Below are 15,789 nucleotides of genomic sequence, written 5' to 3' on the forward strand. Positions count from 1 at the left end.
ACAAAAACAAAATCTAGTTTTTAGTCTCTAATATTTTTTGCTTCTTTTTGAAGTGTTTCAGATATTTGGTCTGAAAAAAGATATTTAGAACCGGTGCCATATGTTACTAATTGATCAAATAAAGGGCGTAAATTATTATATTCATAATTACAACTATTATAATTCCAAGTTTTCCCCCCATCATCTTGTATAATAAAAGCTAAGTTATTTTTATCTATACTAGTAATTTCGGTAAATATATTACTAAATAATGAATAAAGAGGTATATCTTTTTCATTAATTTTAAGAGTTAAGTTATACTTAAAATTATCTTGATTTATAGCAAAATTCATGAATCTAAGTTTGTTTCTATATTATTGCTGGTCAGGTTTTTTACACTTTCAAAATCACCTTTAATAAAAGCGATATCTAAATCAGTTGCCTCTAAACGTTTTAGTTCTTTCACTCTTTCAGGGGAGTCAGCTAACTTTTTAATTGTTTTAATAGCAATAGGAAGTAATGCTGTTATTTCTTCATTTTCAGGGTCGTGACTATCTGTTATAGCTTGATCAATTGCACATCTTATAATATCAATATAACTATTATTTGCTTTACTAGTTTTAACAAATTCTACTTTTTTTATATTTTTTAATTGAGTAATTAAACCTTGTAAATTTAAATTAAAAATATCTGTGTTATGACTATCAAAATTTAATTTTCCATGCATAAATAATTTCCTTTAATAATTATAAATTAACTTTTAGTGCATTACCATATAATATGGTTCTAAAGTTTGTCAACAAAAAGTTTATAATAATTAAGATTTCAGTATAATAAATATTAATATAAATTAAACTAATGATTAGTTTATCAACTTTCTTTTGAAGCAGCGTAAATATTTTACATTAGTTTAATATCAAGCTATTCTTGATTATTATTAAAAAATCTTTAACAGAGGTGATTATGACTAAAAATAAAAAATCAGTTCGATTTAATGAAAATCCACAAATTAAAGAGTTTGATCCAAAACTCGATAAAAATAGCGATATCTATTCTATAAAGAGAAAAATAATTAATATAGTTGACGATGAGGTAGAAAATGAAACTAAATTACTTACTGTAACTCAGTTTCTTGTTAAAAAAACTCTGCATGGTAAAGATTTCAGATATGAGATAACTGGTTTTATTAATAAAGCTGGGGAATATATAACTGAACCTGAACAGATAAAACAAAATTTAAAATTATACGCTTTTGCAGAATTTGCCGATTTACAAAAAGATATTTTAGGCAAGTTTGATAAGGAGGGTAATTTAAAAATATCTAAAAATTTTGAAGCCGATGAAGAGATAGTATTACGAAAAAATGGTAAGTTATTGTTTGTTAAAACAGAGAAAGGCTTAGTAATATAGGCAAGGAGAATTGAAGAAAGTGAATAAAATTTTACAAAAAGATGGATTCTTTTTTGAAGATTCAGGTAGAGATGTAAAAGTTCCAAAAAGTGCAATAAGTCCTAATGGAAAGCCAAAAAAGTCGATTCTTAAAAGAAGTTAAAATAATATTTTATTCTTATCGTAAAAAAGAAATTTAAAAATTATTTAAAATAGTGTTTGACAACATTCGAAATTATGGATATAAAATCAATCACACAAGGTTTGAAACACAAAACTTTGTAGCTGTTTAAAAAGTTGATAAAGCTAAAAACTAAATACACCGCGATAATAAAAATTTATATCGTGAGTTAGATACTGAAGAAATTGTAAAATTAATTCTGTATGCATCGTGTAATCTCAAGTAATAAAGCGTAAGTAAATATAATAAGAGCATTTGGTGGATGCCTTGGCATTAGAAGGCGATGAAGGACGTAATACGCTGCGATAAGCTTCGGGGAGCTGCGAATAAGCTTTGATCCGAAAATTTCCGAATGGGGAAACCCACCTAATTTATTAGGTATTGTATAGTGAATACATAGCTATATGAGGCAAACCCAGCGAACTGAAATATCTAAGTAGCTGGAGGAAAGGACATCAACCGAGACTCCGTTAGTAGTGACGAGCGAACGCGGACCAGGCCAGTGGCTTCAAAAAAATAACTAAAACAACATGGAAAGGTTGACTGTAGAGGGTGATAGTCCCGTATAGGTAAAAAGTTTGAAGTCCTTGAGTAAGGCGGGACACGTGAAATCCTGTCTGAACATAGGGGGACCACCCTCTAAGCCTAAGTACTCTCTAGTGACCGATAGTGAACAAGTACCGTGAGGGAAAGGTGAAAAGTACCCCGACAAGGGGAGTGAAATAGTATCTGAAACCAAATGCTTACAAGCAGTCGGAGCAAGCATTTATGTCTTGTGACGGCGTACCTTTTGTATAATGGGTCAGCGACTTAGTTTATCTAGCAAGCTTAAGCCGTTAGGTGTAGGCGTAGCGAAAGCGAGTCTGAATAGGGCGACTATAGTTAGATGAATTAGACCCGAAACCGAGTGATCTAGCCATGGCCAGGTTGAAAGCGGAGTAAAATCCGCTGAAGGACCGAACCCACTACTGTTGAAAAAGTAGGGGATGAGCTGTGGTTAGGGGTGAAAGACCAATCAAACTCGGATATAGCTGGTTCTCCGCGAAATCTATTTAGGTAGAGCGTTATAGCGGTTACCATCGGAGGTAGAGCACTGAATGAGCTAGGGGGTCCCACAGACTTACCAAACTCAATCAAACTCCGAATGCCGATGAGTATAGCATAGCAGACAGACTATGGGTGCTAAGGTCCATAGTCGAGAGGGAAAAAGCCCAGACCGCCATCTAAGGTCCCTAAATCATGACTAAGTGTTAAAGGATGTGAGAAGACCAAAACAACTAGGATGTTGGCTTAGAAGCAGCCATCATTTAAAGAAAGCGTAATAGCTCACTAGTCTAAATAAGTTTTCTTGCGCCAACAATGTAACGGGGCTCAAGTCATGTACCGAAGATGCGGATTCACACATTTGGTGTGAGTGGTAGCGGAGCGTTCCGTAAGCCTGTGAAGGTGAACCGTAAGGTTTGCTGGAGGTATCGGAAGTGAGAATGCTGACATAAGTAGCGATAAAGAATGCGAGAAACATTCTCGCCGAAAGTCCAAGGGTTCTTGCGTAAAGTTAATCTGCGCAAGGTTAGTCGGTCCCTAAGGTGAGGCTGAAAGGCGTAATCGATGGGAATCAGGTTAATATTCCTGAACCTGAAGGATGTGACGAAAGTAGTAAGTTGTACAGTCTTAATTGGATTGATTGTGCAGCGAATATTTTCCAGGAAATAACACCTTCATTATAGACCGTACCCGAAACCGACACAGGTGGACAGGTAGAGTATACCAAGGCGCTTGAGAAAACGATGCTGAAGGAACTAGGCAAATTGCATCTGTAACTTCGGAAGAAAGATGACCTACATATGGGCAACCATTTGTGGGTGGCACAAGCTAGGGGGTAGCGACTGTTTATTAAAAACACAGGGCTCTGCAAAGTCAATAGACGAAGTATAGGGTCTGACGCCTGCCCAGTGCTGGAAGATTAAGAGGAGGGGTGCAAGCTCTGAATTGAAGTCCCAGTGAACGGCGGCCGTAACTATGACGGTCCTAAGGTAGCGAAATTCCTTGTCGGGTAAGTTCCGACCCGCACGAATGGCGTAACGATTTCCCCGCTGTCTCCAGTATCGACTCAGCGAAATTGAATTCTCCGTGAAGATGCGGAGTTCCCGCGGTCAGACGGAAAGACCCCGTGAACCTTTACTATAGCTTTGCACTGGTGTTAGGAATCAAATGTGCAGGATAGGTGGGAGACTATGAAGCAGAGGCGTCAGCCTTTGTGGAGTCATCCTTGAGATACCACCCTTTTGGTTCTTGACATCTAACCGAGATCCTTGAATCAGGATCCGAGACAATGCATGGTGGGTAGTTTGACTGGGGCGGTCGCCTCCCAAAGAGTAACGGAGGCGCGCGATGGTTAGCTCAGGTTGGTCGGAAATCAACTTTTAGAGTGCAATGGCATAAGCTAGCCTGACTGCGAGTCTGACAAGACGAGCAGAGACGAAAGTCGGTCATAGTGATCCGGTGGTCCCGAGTGGAATGGCCATCGCTCAACGAATAAAAGGTACTCCGGGGATAACAGGCTGATGATTTCCAAGCGTCCATAGCGACGAAATCGTTTGGCACCTCGATGTCGGCTCATCACATCCTGGGGCTGGAGAAGGTCCCAAGGGTTCGGCTGTTCGCCGATTAAAGTGGTACGTGAGCTGGGTTTAGAACGTCGTGAGACAGTTCGGTCCCTATCTGCCGTGGGTGTAGGAAGTTTGAGAGGATCTGCCTTTAGTACGAGAGGACCAAGGTGGACGTACCCCTGGTGGACCAGTTGTCGTGCCAACGGCACAGCTGGGTAGCTAAGTACGGAAGGGATAACCGCTGAATGCATCTAAGCAGGAAACCCACCTCAAAACTAGACTTCCCCATTAGAGCCGTGGAAGACCACCACGTTGATAGGTCAGGTGTGGAAGCACAGTAATGTGTGTAGCTAACTGATACTAATAGCTCGATTGATTTACTTTGCTGTGAGATTACACATGTATATAGTGTTTATTCTATAATATGTCAGTATCAACTCACAAAGTTATCAGGTTAAAATAGCTTTATCAATTAATAAAAGTGTTGTTGCATGATTGTTATCCCGTGGCTTGACCACGAGATCCAGTAAAATATAATGTCATCTCGTGGCTTGTCCACGGGATCTCAGGATACAAATTGTGATACAAGATAATTAAGCCATGCAACAACACTAACAGCAACCAATACAAATCTACTATTTAAAAAGTTTGTATTGCTAGCTTGGTGGTTATAGCATGAGTGAAACACACGATCCCATCCCGAACTCGAACGTGAAACCTCATAGCGCTAATGGTACTATGTCATAAGGCATGGGAGAGTAAGTCGCTGCCAAGCTTGCAATGCAAATTTTTTAATTCCTCTTGTTAAATCTTCTTTTTATACTCAAAAAATTAAGTTCAATTACAAAAAGTAGAGGCTATAAATAATAAAATGAGCTATGAGCGACAAAAAGCATCGTTAGGACATTCAATCATTTTATTATATACTCCTAATAAATGAAGAGTTGGGTATACGAAGATCAACTTGGAAAAGAGTAATCGGTCTAAAGCCCTCTGAGCGAAGCGTATACTTAATACGTGGCTACCTGCGATCTTATAAGACGACGTAGCCAATTTTTCAAGTTCTATCTGAGTAGATACATAAGATATGATTTTTCTTTATATATTTTTTAGTATTATTTTTTTAACTAGCTGTCAGAATGATAATCACAGAAACAGCGATCTTAAATATATTTATAACGAAATTCAAGAAAATCATCCTGGTATTTTTAATAAAGAAGACCCTACATTTAAGGAAAACCTTAAACATAATTATCTAAAAGCAAACAAAGCTTTTTATAAAACATCTCAACAAAACCCTAAGCAAATTATAGAAGCTTTTATCAGCACTTTTAACGATACTCATTTAAGCGTTAATTGGTATAATGAAATGCCAAAAATAATACCTTATAATTTTAAACCATTTCAAATTAAGTATTTTCTTAAAAATATTGTTTGGATAGAGTTACCTAACTTTGATTTAACTGAATCGCAACAACAAGAATTTAATTCACTTCTTGCTGCAATTAAAAACTTTAGAAAAAAGAATATAATAGTTTTTGATTTAAGGGGTAATCAAGGAGGAAACTCTGATTATGGTAGCGAACTTATTAACCAATTATTTGGGAAAAATTATGCTACACAACAAAGAAATCTAGCTTATAAAAATGTTTATGTAGATTGGCGGGTAAGCCTTAATAATTTAAATCATGTTAAAAATTTATATAAACGATATCAAAATCCTTGTCTTAAAAATATTATTGAAGGTTTAGAGAAAAATTTACAAGAAAAGCAACCTTATTATAGAGAGTTACTATTTGATAAATCTTTACCCTTAAATACTTCTTTACTAAATCCGGTTAAAGCAAAAATTATTATAATTATTGATGAGAAAAATGTAAGTAGCACACTTGATTTTATCGATGAGTTAGAAATAATGACTCAAAATGTAATTCTTGTAGGAAAGACTACAAAGGCAGATCGGTTATATATGGAATTAAGAACGGTCGAGCTACCAAGTAAGCTAGGCGTTTTTTCTTTTCCTATTAAGGTTTATAGGAATCGCAATCGAGGCGACAATATACCTTATATTCCTGACTTTGAAATCGATCCTAAAAATACGCCTAAATTAGAAGATTTTATTTTAAATAAAAATTATGATTAATAACTTAATTTCTGATATCCGTTATTTATAACGTTTGGTTTTGCATTACCAGTATATTTTAGTGATATATAATAATTACTAATCTGTTCTAGTTTTATGCATTCATCAATATCATATATATTATCTGTATGTAACATTTGGTGATTAGCAAAAAGTTTATTCCTTGCTGCTTTTATTGCTTCTGCTCTAGATTTTGCTACTGTTAAAGTCATAAAATGACTTTCGCCAAAATTATCTTGTAGGTAATAACCTAAATTGACAAAAAATAAACTATTAGGCGTTGGTTTTATTTTGCCTTGATTAACTTCTATCTCAAATCCATCAATATTTTCTATCATAAACCAAGAATCTATATGGAAAGATTTAGGGTTGCCAATCCATTTTTCTTTAACTTTATTTGCTATTTCAATATCAGATTGTCCTATAACAAACACTACATCATGAATTTCTATATTGCATTTATCGATTTTTCCTCCTAAATAAAAGATAAATAATTTAGGTTTATTATTATTTTGGTTTTCAAAAAATTTCATAATATAATATTAGTATGGATATATTTAAAAATAATATAATTAGTAAATATAAAGAGCAAGGAAAAGCTTGGCTTGAAAAATGGTATTGCTAAGTAACGACTGATAGTAATAAATTTTTATTAAAAAGTAGAAGAATAGAGTTATAGATCATATCAATAGCCTTACTGTATCGCTTAGTTTTACGATTGAATCTAGCAAGATAATTCCGTATTAGAGAGTTAAATGACTCTACTAAAGCAGTTTCTTTTTTAGTAAAATAATGCCGTTTTGCTATCTTATATGCTCCATAAACATCGTAATGATCGCTGCATGAAATATCTATCTCATAATTCTCCTCGAGCCTTAAAGCCATAGGTAAATATGAACTAATATCTCGTCCTTTACTCACTTCAAAGTCAACAACTTGATTTCGGACTCTATCAACAGCAAGCCATACATAGACTTTGTTAGTTTTTTTTGACAATACGAAAATAACTCGTCTAATTCTATTATCTCTATTTTCTTTACATCTTCAGGTATCTCTATCTCATTTAAACGTTGACGCAATATTTTTGAAAATTTACGTATCCATTTTATTATTAATGGATTTGGCACATTCTCCATTCTCTCTATTGACATTATACCAGCTCTTTCCAGATACCATTTAATTACTCTGAGTTTTTGTTCTGTACTATATCTTTCTCTTAAATCTCCTTCTCTATAACTCTTCCCGCAACTCTTATATTTATATCTTTGCTTCCTTTTTACATAACCGTTTTTACTCTCTCTGCTGACCCGCAGCTCTTACATTTTCCTTCCATTTTAAAACCCTTTTTCTTTAACTTTAACACTTCTTTCTATACTTCTCTATACTTAGTCAGTAATGCCGTATTTTTTATCTAAAAAATACCCCACTTTTTTTATTATTAATTATAATGGAATTTTCGTTACCGTTGCTATCATTAAAATCTATTTGTTCAAGAATGCAAGTACTATTCGGAATAATTTTTTTCCAAATAGTACTAATAGGTCCTTTGGTAGGAATATGAAATATACCTGAAGCAAATACTTTATAGCCGTAAGGATTATCGGGTAAAATAGTTATATTACCAGGCAACATAATTATTGTTTTTTCAAACCCTAAAGCAGTAGTTGTATTTTGAATTAATAATTTTAAATTTGATTTTATAGGATCTTCTTTAAGTAGTATTCCTGCAGGAAAAGGAGTTCTTAAAAGTAATGTACCGTTATAAGAAAAAGTTCCTTTTATATTAATGTTGTAATCACACTTTTCATCACTATCAAAAGCTAATTGCTCAATAAAATTTGTGTAAGGAAAATCTTTTTCTTTACATTCCTCAAAATCTTCAACGTATACTAAGCCAATAATATTTCTTTCTTCTTGACCGTGAACTGCAATATTCTCTGCAACCAAATAATAAATCAGTTCTACTGTTTTTTCTTCAGTGATGCCTAGCTGCATTAATTTCTTTTTAGCGATCTCCTTAGACCACATTAACGAGGGAATACTATGCACAGAAGTAGGAAAACCTGTATTTTTTATTCCATATTTGTATGTAAAGTACCAAAATGCTTCAGCTGCAAGTTTTTCTATTAATAAAGGGTTAATATTCATATGTTTATTTTCTAATAATACAATTATGTTTTATACAACTAATAATATATAATATAATTTAGCTTAAGCAACTATTAAAAGAATAAATTATCTAAATTTTTAATTTCTATTCCATTTTCTTATTTATATATCCCTTTTATTTTTACTGTTTATTATTTATATTATTAGCTTCATTTTTTATTAAAAGGAATATACTCAAAAACATTATAAATTAATATTTTTTACCATTAAATAATTTGTACTACCTTTAAATGCACCGCTTTGTGCTTCATATTTTCCAACTTGCTTGAAACCGGCTTTATTATAAACATGTATAGCCCGTGGGTTATTTTCATCAGGATCGATAAAAAAAGTATCGCTTAATGGCTCAATAGATTTATGATAAAATTTTATAAAAGCTTCTAGAGTATTGCCAGCTAACCCTTTACATAAAAAGTTTTTATTACCTATACCAAAATCAAGAGTTATAGTATGACCTGATTTAGATAGATATTTTTTTTGAATATCTGACAAATTTTGATCTTTTTCAAGAATATCCGATAAAATAAAACAAAGCGGTTTATTATCTATAAAGCCAATCCAATAATAAGTTGTTCCATAAAAATAATATTGTTTCCTACCATTAATAAAATTTATAATATCTTCTTTATGCTCTTTACTATTATCCAAAATTCTTTTATATGAGGCTCTTCTAGCCAACTAAAAATAATATAATCAGTATATATAAAGAGCAAGGAAAAGCTTGGCTTGAAAAATTGCCTAAGATTGTAACAGAGCTAGCTATAGATTGGAATTTAACGGAACTTAAATCTATAAATAATTTATCTTTTAACTATGTTCTTTCAGGCTATCAAAATAATACACCTATTATATTAAAAATAAGCTTTGATAACACTGAACTATTGAAAGAAGCAGAAGCCTTAAAAGCTTTTAGAAATTTTGGTGCTGTAGCTATTCTAGCTCAAAAACATAATGCATTATTGCTTGAAAGAGCAGTGCTAGGTGTTTCCTTAAAAGAATATACTTCTTTTCTTTCAAAAGTAGTATTTCATACTCCTTTTGAAAGAAGATTATAATAATAAGTATTCTAGATGGAAAGCGGTTCCCATCTAGAATACGAATTTAATTTATTTCTTTATTTTTCCAACTCTTCATTTATTAGCAATATACCTATTTACAAAGAGCAAAAATTTTGAGAGATAAGCTACTTGAGCGTACCGAACCTCAAACTTTACTTCATGGTGATTTACATCATGACAATATACTACAAAATGGAAAGCAGTGGGTGGCAATTGACCCTAAAGGAGTGATTGGATATCCTATAAATGAAATATGGGCATTTATTATAGATATAGAGAAAGATACAGAATTTGTAGCAAATTATTTTAGATTTAATCTACAAGAAGTTAGAAATTGCTATTTCGTCCAGCTTATTTTAGCCATTTGCTGGAATCTTGAAGATGGGATAGAAAATAAATTAATTTCTGAAACTAGCTAAAAAAGCTTATGAATTAGTTTAGTTATTTCTTAGCAATCCAGAAAAAATAATAAAAAATGCTATGCATTTTACTGGATTGCGTACGTACAATTACTTCGTAATTTCCTCGCAATGACAGGTTCTTTTTTAATAACTGTCGGGTACTATTAAAAATCTTATAAATTACTTACGTAAATTGAAATAACCCGTTAAATATTGCAATAAATCAACTAGTAAAGTTAATTTGCCTTTCTAAAAGGAAAATCCATCCATATGTCATCATCAAAATTTTCTTCTTCATTCAATTTATTTAATATATCATTTAGTTTCTGTGTTTTGTCTATCTGCTCAGATATATTTTTTAAGTTCATATCATCAATTTTTAAAATTTTTATTTTTGCTTTGATCATGTTCATTAAAGTATTTTCCTTATTTTTGTTTGGTGTCTCTCAGTAAGAGCATAAATTACTTTAAGACATAATATATTAGTAACTAAAAAAATAAAAATAATAATTATTTTTCATCTAACTTTATTAACAATAGTTGAATTATATGTTAAAAAGATATCAGTAAAAATTACGGATGGTTTTTAAATTTATAATTGATATCATTTATTTCATATTTATTTTTAGTACAGAATATTTTATTGATTGTATAATTATGTCTAGTTTAGCTGAAATCAATGCTCTTGCTTATCAATATTACTTATCTACTCAAAGAGATTAAAAACTATATATGATCATTTAATAAGCCTTGGAGTTCCCTTTTTTGGATATATAAAAATTTTTAAGGATGGTTCTTATTTACCGCTTATATCAAATATTACAACTGAGTTTATGCAAGCCTATTTTTCTATAATAAAAAATCAAGGATTTACGGGTACTACAGTAATTAATAAAACAATTAATACGAAATATAACTATGTATTTTTTCCAACTGAAATAGAACATTACGATAAAAGAAAAGATCCAATTATGAATCTTATGTATGATTTCAATATTTGGAAAAATATGCTCGGTATATATAAGCTAATTAACTCAGAATTTATAGAATGTTATATGTTTAGTATGGAAGGTAGTACTATTCAAGCTATGAATTTTTACTTAAATAACACTCAATTACTAGAATATGGTATAGATTATTTTGATGTTAAAGCAAAAGATCTTATAGATACTACTGATAAGACAAAACTAGCTTATTTTAAACAGAAACTTAATTTTAATATATTAGATCAAAAAGAATTAATTTTGCAGCAATCAAAACAATTTTCATTGAATGCCGAAGTAAAAACAGGAAAATATAGCAAATTATCTTATAGAGAAACGGAGTGTATATATTATTTATCTTTAGGAAATAGTATGAAAGAAATAGGAAGTATTTTAAATTTATCTCCTAGAACTGTAGAACATCATTTAAATAGTATAAAGCAAAAAACAGGCTTATTATATAAATCACAACTAGTTAAAGAGTTTATTAAAAATGCTCCCTCAGCACTTTTTAAAGATATAAGAACCTAAATAAAATTCATAATAATATTGTAGAATTAAAGATTGTAAAATATAATATTTCTTCAAGTTTTTCAATTTTTTTATGAACCACTCACCTAAACCCATCCCTTTTTTATGGTCGATTATAAAGCCATATAAATATTTCTATCTTATTATGATGATTGCACCGATTGCAAGCGGTGTTTATCCTATCATATATAATTATGCTGTAAAGCTGGTATTAGATTTATTTACGCAAAACGAGAAAATTACATTTGCTCAAAGCTATAAACCAATAATGGTTTTTATAGCGGCACAAGCTCTACTTGATGGAGCTTGGCGAGCTCATAATTTTGCTCAGCTTAAAACGATGCCTTATGTTTTTCAAGATATGATGGATAAAATATGTAATCATTGTTTCAATTTACCATATAGTTATTTTCAGGATAATCTTTCCGGTTCTATAGTAGGGAAAGTACGTGGCATAGGTGATAATTATTATAAAATACATGAAGCAATCGAATATAAATTAAGTAAGCCATTATTAATTACTATATTATCTAGTATCACTCTTGCTAATACTAATCTTAAAATATTTATCGCTGTCATCGCTTTTACTGCTGTTTATTTACCGCTTGCATTACAATTTTTTACCAAGCTTGCTAAAATGGAACAAGATAAGCAAGATTCTTGGTATAATTTATTTGGTATAGTAGCCGCTTGCATAACAAATATTTTTACTGTTTTTTCATTTGCAGCAAAAAAGCGTGAGTTAAATAAAGTACAAGATTATTATTGCAAAGTGCATAACCCTTTGACAATCAGATATTTTAAATATGATCTTATTATCTGTGTAATATTATCTTTAGTATATTGGGTATATTTAATAGGAATATTTATATATGTAATTTACTTGCGTAATTTAGGAGAGATTAGCATTGGTGATATAGCTTTTATTATGTCGCTAACTTTTTTAGTTGCTGAAAATTCATGGCATACAACTATGGAGCTTAAAAGCTTTTTAGAGAAAATTGCAGCTTTCCGTTCCGCCTTTACAATTATACAAGCACCGCAAGATACAATAGATAAAGAAAATGCAGCTGAAATAAAAATTTCCAAAGGTGAAATAATATTTAAAGAAATATCTTTCGCCTATAAAGAAGATAGTAATGTATTTAAAAATCTTAATTTGCATATTAAAGCCGGCGAGAAAGTTGGTATTGTCGGGCATTCAGGCGGTGGTAAATCTACTTTGATTGCGTTGTTGTTGAAGAATTTTAAAGCCTCAAGCGGCGATATTATTATCGATAAGCAAAGTATTTATGATAGTTCCTCTGATAGTTTGCGATCACAAATATCGTTAATTCCACAAGATATTATGCTATTCCATCGCTCTATAGGTGAGAATATCGGTTATGCCAAAGAAAATGCTACGCAGGTCGAAATAGAAAATGCTGCAAAAGCTGCAAATATTCATGAATTTATAGAAAACTTGCCGGAGAAGTATAACACTATTGTCGGTGAGAGGGGCGTAAAGCTAAGCGGCGGGCAGAGGCAACGTATAGCGATTGCTAGGGCTATTCTTAAGAATGCCCCGATCTTAATTTTAGATGAAGCAACCTCAAGCCTTGATAGCCATACCGAGCAGGAAATACAGAAATCCATTAACGCAATGCTCGATATTGATAATGTAACTATACTTGCTATAGCTCATAGACTATCCACCATCAAACATATGGATAGAATTATAGTTATGGATAAAGGTGATATCGTTGAAAGTGGTAATTTTACGGAACTGCTTTCCATAGAAAAAGGTAAATTTAAGGAGCTATGGGAACATCAAGTTAACGGCTTTGTTTAATTTACTATATGCCTTAATATTTAACCTTTTAAACAACAGATGATTACTTTTCTATTATATTTTTGTACAATCTAAGTGATTTAAAACAATATTATAATTTTTAAGTTGTGAATATAAAGCAATATTTAAATTATTTTTAATATATTCAAAATCAGAGTTTTTCTTAATGTCAATATTGAATCTAATATAGAAAGTTAAGCCGTTATTATCTACTTTTGTTAAAAATACATTCGCTTCTTCATTAGGAATTATAAAATCTAATTTGCCTATTGATGTTTTAAGTTTATCCATCAAACTTTCAGGATTTAATTTAGTTTCGCTACTCGGGAATGTTATTTCTACCTGATATTTTACTATATTATTGTCTAGGGTCCAATTTGTTACATTATTTAAAATAATTTCACTACTAGGAATAAGGATAGAATGATTGGTAGTAGTTTGTAAAATAATACATCTAATACCTATTGTTTTTACTTTTCCGATTACACCTTTTATTTCAATTATATCCCCTTCTTTAATCGGTTGCTCGATCATTATAATAATTCCACTAATAAAATTAGTAATTAATGTTTGCGTACCGAATCCTAAACCGAATGCTAATGCTCCGCCTAAAATGGCTAAGCTTCCCATAGGGATATTAGCTAGAGACATAGCAATAATTATATATAAAATACGTATAGAATATGTAATTAGTTTACTTATAATACTTGTGCTAGTGTTGTTACCATTAAATCTATGACTTACAAAGTTATTAACAGATTTAGATAAGCGTTCTGAATATTTAATACCAAATAGTAAAAGTAGTATGAAAATACAGATATTACTTACTGTGATCTGGTTATTAGCAATAGGAAACAATTCATATTTCCATAAAGCAAGAAATTTTTGAGAAATTAATTCAATTCCCTCTTCAATATGATACATATTAATTCCTTTATAATAATTTGTTTTTTAAAAAATATAACAAGAAAAGTTAATATATAAATAATATAGTAAATTTAAAATGTATCAAAAATATAAATTCAATTTAGAAAATCAATTGATTGATAAGTTGCTTTTGAGTAACACATAATTTAATAAAGCTTGAAAGAAAAGTTACATTTTAGCTTTTACAAAGATTACAATATTGGTTTTAAAAAGTAATATTATGGAATTTAAAATATGGACTTAATTCCTAAATAGTAAGGAAAAATGTATAATAGATGTTTAAAATTAAGCTTGGATAAAAAACAGACAGCTTTTTTATGGGGGGCAAGAAAAACAGGTAAATCTACTTATCTAAAAGAATTATATCCAAACTCTATATATTACGATTTATTAAAAACAGATTTACAGCTGAAATATTTAAAAAAGTCTTCAGACTTCCGAGAAGAAATTTTAGGGCTTGAAAAAGATAAACTCGCTTTACCTATTATAATAGATGAAATCCAAAAAGTACCTGTATTGCTTGATGAAATACATTGGCTTATAGAGAATACGGATTGTTATTTTATTTTATGTGGTTCAAGTACAAGAAAATTAAGAATTGCCGGTACAAATTTATTGGGAGGCAGAGCGATAAAATATAATTTTTATCTATTAGTATATCCAGAGATAAAAAAAGATTTTAATTTACTCAAGATATTCAATAATGGCTTAATTCCATCACATTTTATCAGTAATAACCCTCGTAAATTGTTAAAAGCATATGTAGAAGATTATTTAACAAATGAAATCAGAGTCGAAGGGTTAGTACGAAACATAGCAGCTTTCGGTAGATTTATGGATAGTATTGCTTTTTCTCATGGTGAGTTATTAAACTATTCTAATATAGCACGTGATTGTAGCATAGATGCAAAAACAGTTAAGGAATATTATCAAATACTTGTTGATACTTTAGTAGGATATTTACTTTATCCATATAGCAAAAAAGTTAGCAGAGAAATTATATCATCTGTGCCAAAATTTTATTTTTTTGATGTTGGGGTTGCAAATAATATTACCCAGCATCAATTTGATAATACAAAAGGGCAAGAAGCAGGAAAAGCCTTAGAACATTATATATTTACCGAGTTAAAAGCTTATATAGGTTTAAATGATCTTGATTATCGTATAAATTATTGGCGTACTAAAACAGGTCTAGAGGTTGATTTTATAATTAGCACAGTTCGTGGTAATAAGATTTTACCGATAGAAGTAAAAATCTCAGAAAATGTACATAATAGTGAGCTTCGAGGTATTAAATCTTTTATGGAAGAGCATAAAGTACATAAAGGCTATATAGTATGCTTAGAAGAAAGGCTAAGGAAAATAACTTGGGACACGCAAGAAATAGATATAATACCTCTGCAACAATTTTTAGAAAAATTATGGAATAATGAAATTATTTTTTAAAGTTGTAGATCCGTCACCCTATTGTGGTATTGTTGCATGACTCATTTGTCTCCCAGATTCTGCGGGAATGGTATAGAAATCATGCCGCAATACTACTTTTAGCTAAGAATGAATTAAAATATAAGCTGTCCAGTTATCATTT

The 15,789-nt window shown here is 31.0% G+C and carries 14 protein-coding genes, 2 rRNA genes and 1 pseudogene; 9 read left to right on the forward strand and 8 right to left on the reverse strand.

Annotated elements, in window-relative coordinates; genetic code table 11:
* Positions 1-20: 20 nt before the first annotated feature.
* Positions 21-332: a hypothetical protein gene (locus tag AAGD49_RS01800; RefSeq protein WP_341788897.1), complete on the reverse strand. Its 312-nt coding sequence runs from the start codon at positions 330-332 to the stop codon at positions 21-23.
* On the reverse strand, positions 329-706 hold the full coding sequence (locus AAGD49_RS01805; RefSeq protein WP_341788898.1) for a hypothetical protein: 378 nt from the start codon (positions 704-706) through the stop codon (positions 329-331). The genes AAGD49_RS01800 and AAGD49_RS01805 overlap by 4 nt, the downstream gene beginning before the upstream one ends.
* Before the next feature lie 419 nt (positions 707-1,125).
* Between AAGD49_RS01805 and AAGD49_RS01810 the strand changes: the two are divergent.
* From AAGD49_RS01810 to AAGD49_RS01825, 4 genes and pseudogenes are all read left to right on the forward strand, one after another.
* A pseudogene (locus AAGD49_RS01810) lies at positions 1,126-1,531 on the forward strand (hypothetical protein).
* 252 nt (positions 1,532-1,783) lie between these two features.
* Positions 1,784-4,543: ribosomal RNA gene (locus AAGD49_RS01815) — 23S ribosomal RNA — on the forward strand.
* A 275-nt stretch (positions 4,544-4,818) separates the two neighbouring features.
* Positions 4,819-4,933 (forward strand): 5S ribosomal RNA (gene rrf / locus AAGD49_RS01820).
* A gap of 312 nt (positions 4,934-5,245) precedes the next feature.
* Positions 5,246-6,301 carry a S41 family peptidase gene (locus AAGD49_RS01825; RefSeq protein WP_341788899.1) on the forward strand — a complete coding sequence of 352 codons (1,056 nt, stop codon included), beginning with the start codon at positions 5,246-5,248 and terminating at the stop codon, positions 6,299-6,301.
* Here the strand turns inward: AAGD49_RS01825 and AAGD49_RS01830 are convergent.
* The 4 genes from AAGD49_RS01830 to AAGD49_RS01845 all read right to left on the reverse strand — a co-directional run bounded on the left by AAGD49_RS01830 (position 6,298) and on the right by AAGD49_RS01845 (position 9,118).
* Positions 6,298-6,834 (reverse strand): DUF1543 domain-containing protein, encoded by a 537-nt coding sequence (locus AAGD49_RS01830; protein ID WP_341788900.1) that lies wholly within the window; start codon positions 6,832-6,834, stop codon positions 6,298-6,300. The genes AAGD49_RS01825 and AAGD49_RS01830 overlap by 4 nt on opposite strands.
* A gap of 88 nt (positions 6,835-6,922) precedes the next feature.
* Positions 6,923-7,297, reverse strand: a complete 375-nt coding sequence (locus AAGD49_RS01835; RefSeq protein WP_341788901.1) for an IS1 family transposase — start codon at positions 7,295-7,297, stop codon at positions 6,923-6,925.
* Between the two features lie 411 nt (positions 7,298-7,708).
* A complete protein-coding gene (locus AAGD49_RS01840) occupies positions 7,709-8,449 on the reverse strand; it encodes a hypothetical protein (protein ID WP_341788902.1) in 741 nt (246 codons plus the stop codon).
* Positions 8,450-8,653: 204 nt separating this feature from the next.
* Entirely contained in the window at positions 8,654-9,118 is a 465-nt protein-coding gene (locus AAGD49_RS01845; RefSeq protein WP_341788903.1) for a GNAT family protein, read from the reverse strand.
* 86 nt (positions 9,119-9,204) lie between these two features.
* Between AAGD49_RS01845 and AAGD49_RS01850 the strand changes: the two genes are divergently transcribed.
* Both AAGD49_RS01850 and AAGD49_RS01855 read left to right on the forward strand, forming a co-directional pair.
* Positions 9,205-9,525: a hypothetical protein gene (locus tag AAGD49_RS01850; RefSeq protein WP_341788904.1), complete on the forward strand. Its 321-nt coding sequence runs from the start codon at positions 9,205-9,207 to the stop codon at positions 9,523-9,525.
* Between the two features lie 116 nt (positions 9,526-9,641).
* Positions 9,642-9,947, forward strand: a complete 306-nt coding sequence (locus AAGD49_RS01855) for an aminoglycoside phosphotransferase family protein (RefSeq protein ID WP_341788905.1) — start codon at positions 9,642-9,644, stop codon at positions 9,945-9,947.
* A 218-nt stretch (positions 9,948-10,165) separates the two neighbouring features.
* Here the strand turns inward: AAGD49_RS01855 and AAGD49_RS01860 are convergent, their stop codons facing one another.
* Entirely contained in the window at positions 10,166-10,342 is a 177-nt protein-coding gene (locus tag AAGD49_RS01860; protein WP_341788906.1) for a hypothetical protein, read from the reverse strand.
* A 420-nt stretch (positions 10,343-10,762) separates the two neighbouring features.
* On the opposite strand from AAGD49_RS01860, the gene AAGD49_RS01865 reads away from it, so the two are divergent.
* Together AAGD49_RS01865 and AAGD49_RS01870 are read left to right on the forward strand one after the other, a co-directional pair.
* Positions 10,763-11,443: a helix-turn-helix transcriptional regulator gene (locus AAGD49_RS01865; RefSeq protein WP_341788907.1), complete on the forward strand. Its 681-nt coding sequence runs from the start codon at positions 10,763-10,765 to the stop codon at positions 11,441-11,443.
* 73 nt (positions 11,444-11,516) lie between these two features.
* The gene (locus AAGD49_RS01870; protein ID WP_341788908.1) at positions 11,517-13,274 is read left to right on the forward strand and encodes an ABC transporter ATP-binding protein; all 1,758 of its coding nucleotides are present in this window, start codon (positions 11,517-11,519) and stop codon (positions 13,272-13,274) included.
* Positions 13,275-13,328: 54 nt separating this feature from the next.
* Here AAGD49_RS01870 and AAGD49_RS01875 read toward each other — a convergent pair whose 3' ends face one another.
* A complete protein-coding gene (locus tag AAGD49_RS01875; protein ID WP_341788909.1) occupies positions 13,329-14,198 on the reverse strand; it encodes a mechanosensitive ion channel family protein in 870 nt (289 codons plus the stop codon).
* Positions 14,199-14,465: 267 nt separating this feature from the next.
* Here AAGD49_RS01875 and AAGD49_RS01880 point away from each other — a divergent pair, with 267 nt between their 5' ends.
* Positions 14,466-15,647: an ATP-binding protein gene (locus AAGD49_RS01880; protein WP_341788910.1), complete on the forward strand. Its 1,182-nt coding sequence runs from the start codon at positions 14,466-14,468 to the stop codon at positions 15,645-15,647.
* Positions 15,648-15,789 lie beyond the last annotated feature (142 nt).

Source organism: Rickettsia endosymbiont of Lasioglossum villosulum, assembly GCF_964026455.1.
In the GTDB taxonomy this organism is placed as follows: Bacteria; Pseudomonadota; Alphaproteobacteria; order Rickettsiales; family Rickettsiaceae; genus Rickettsia.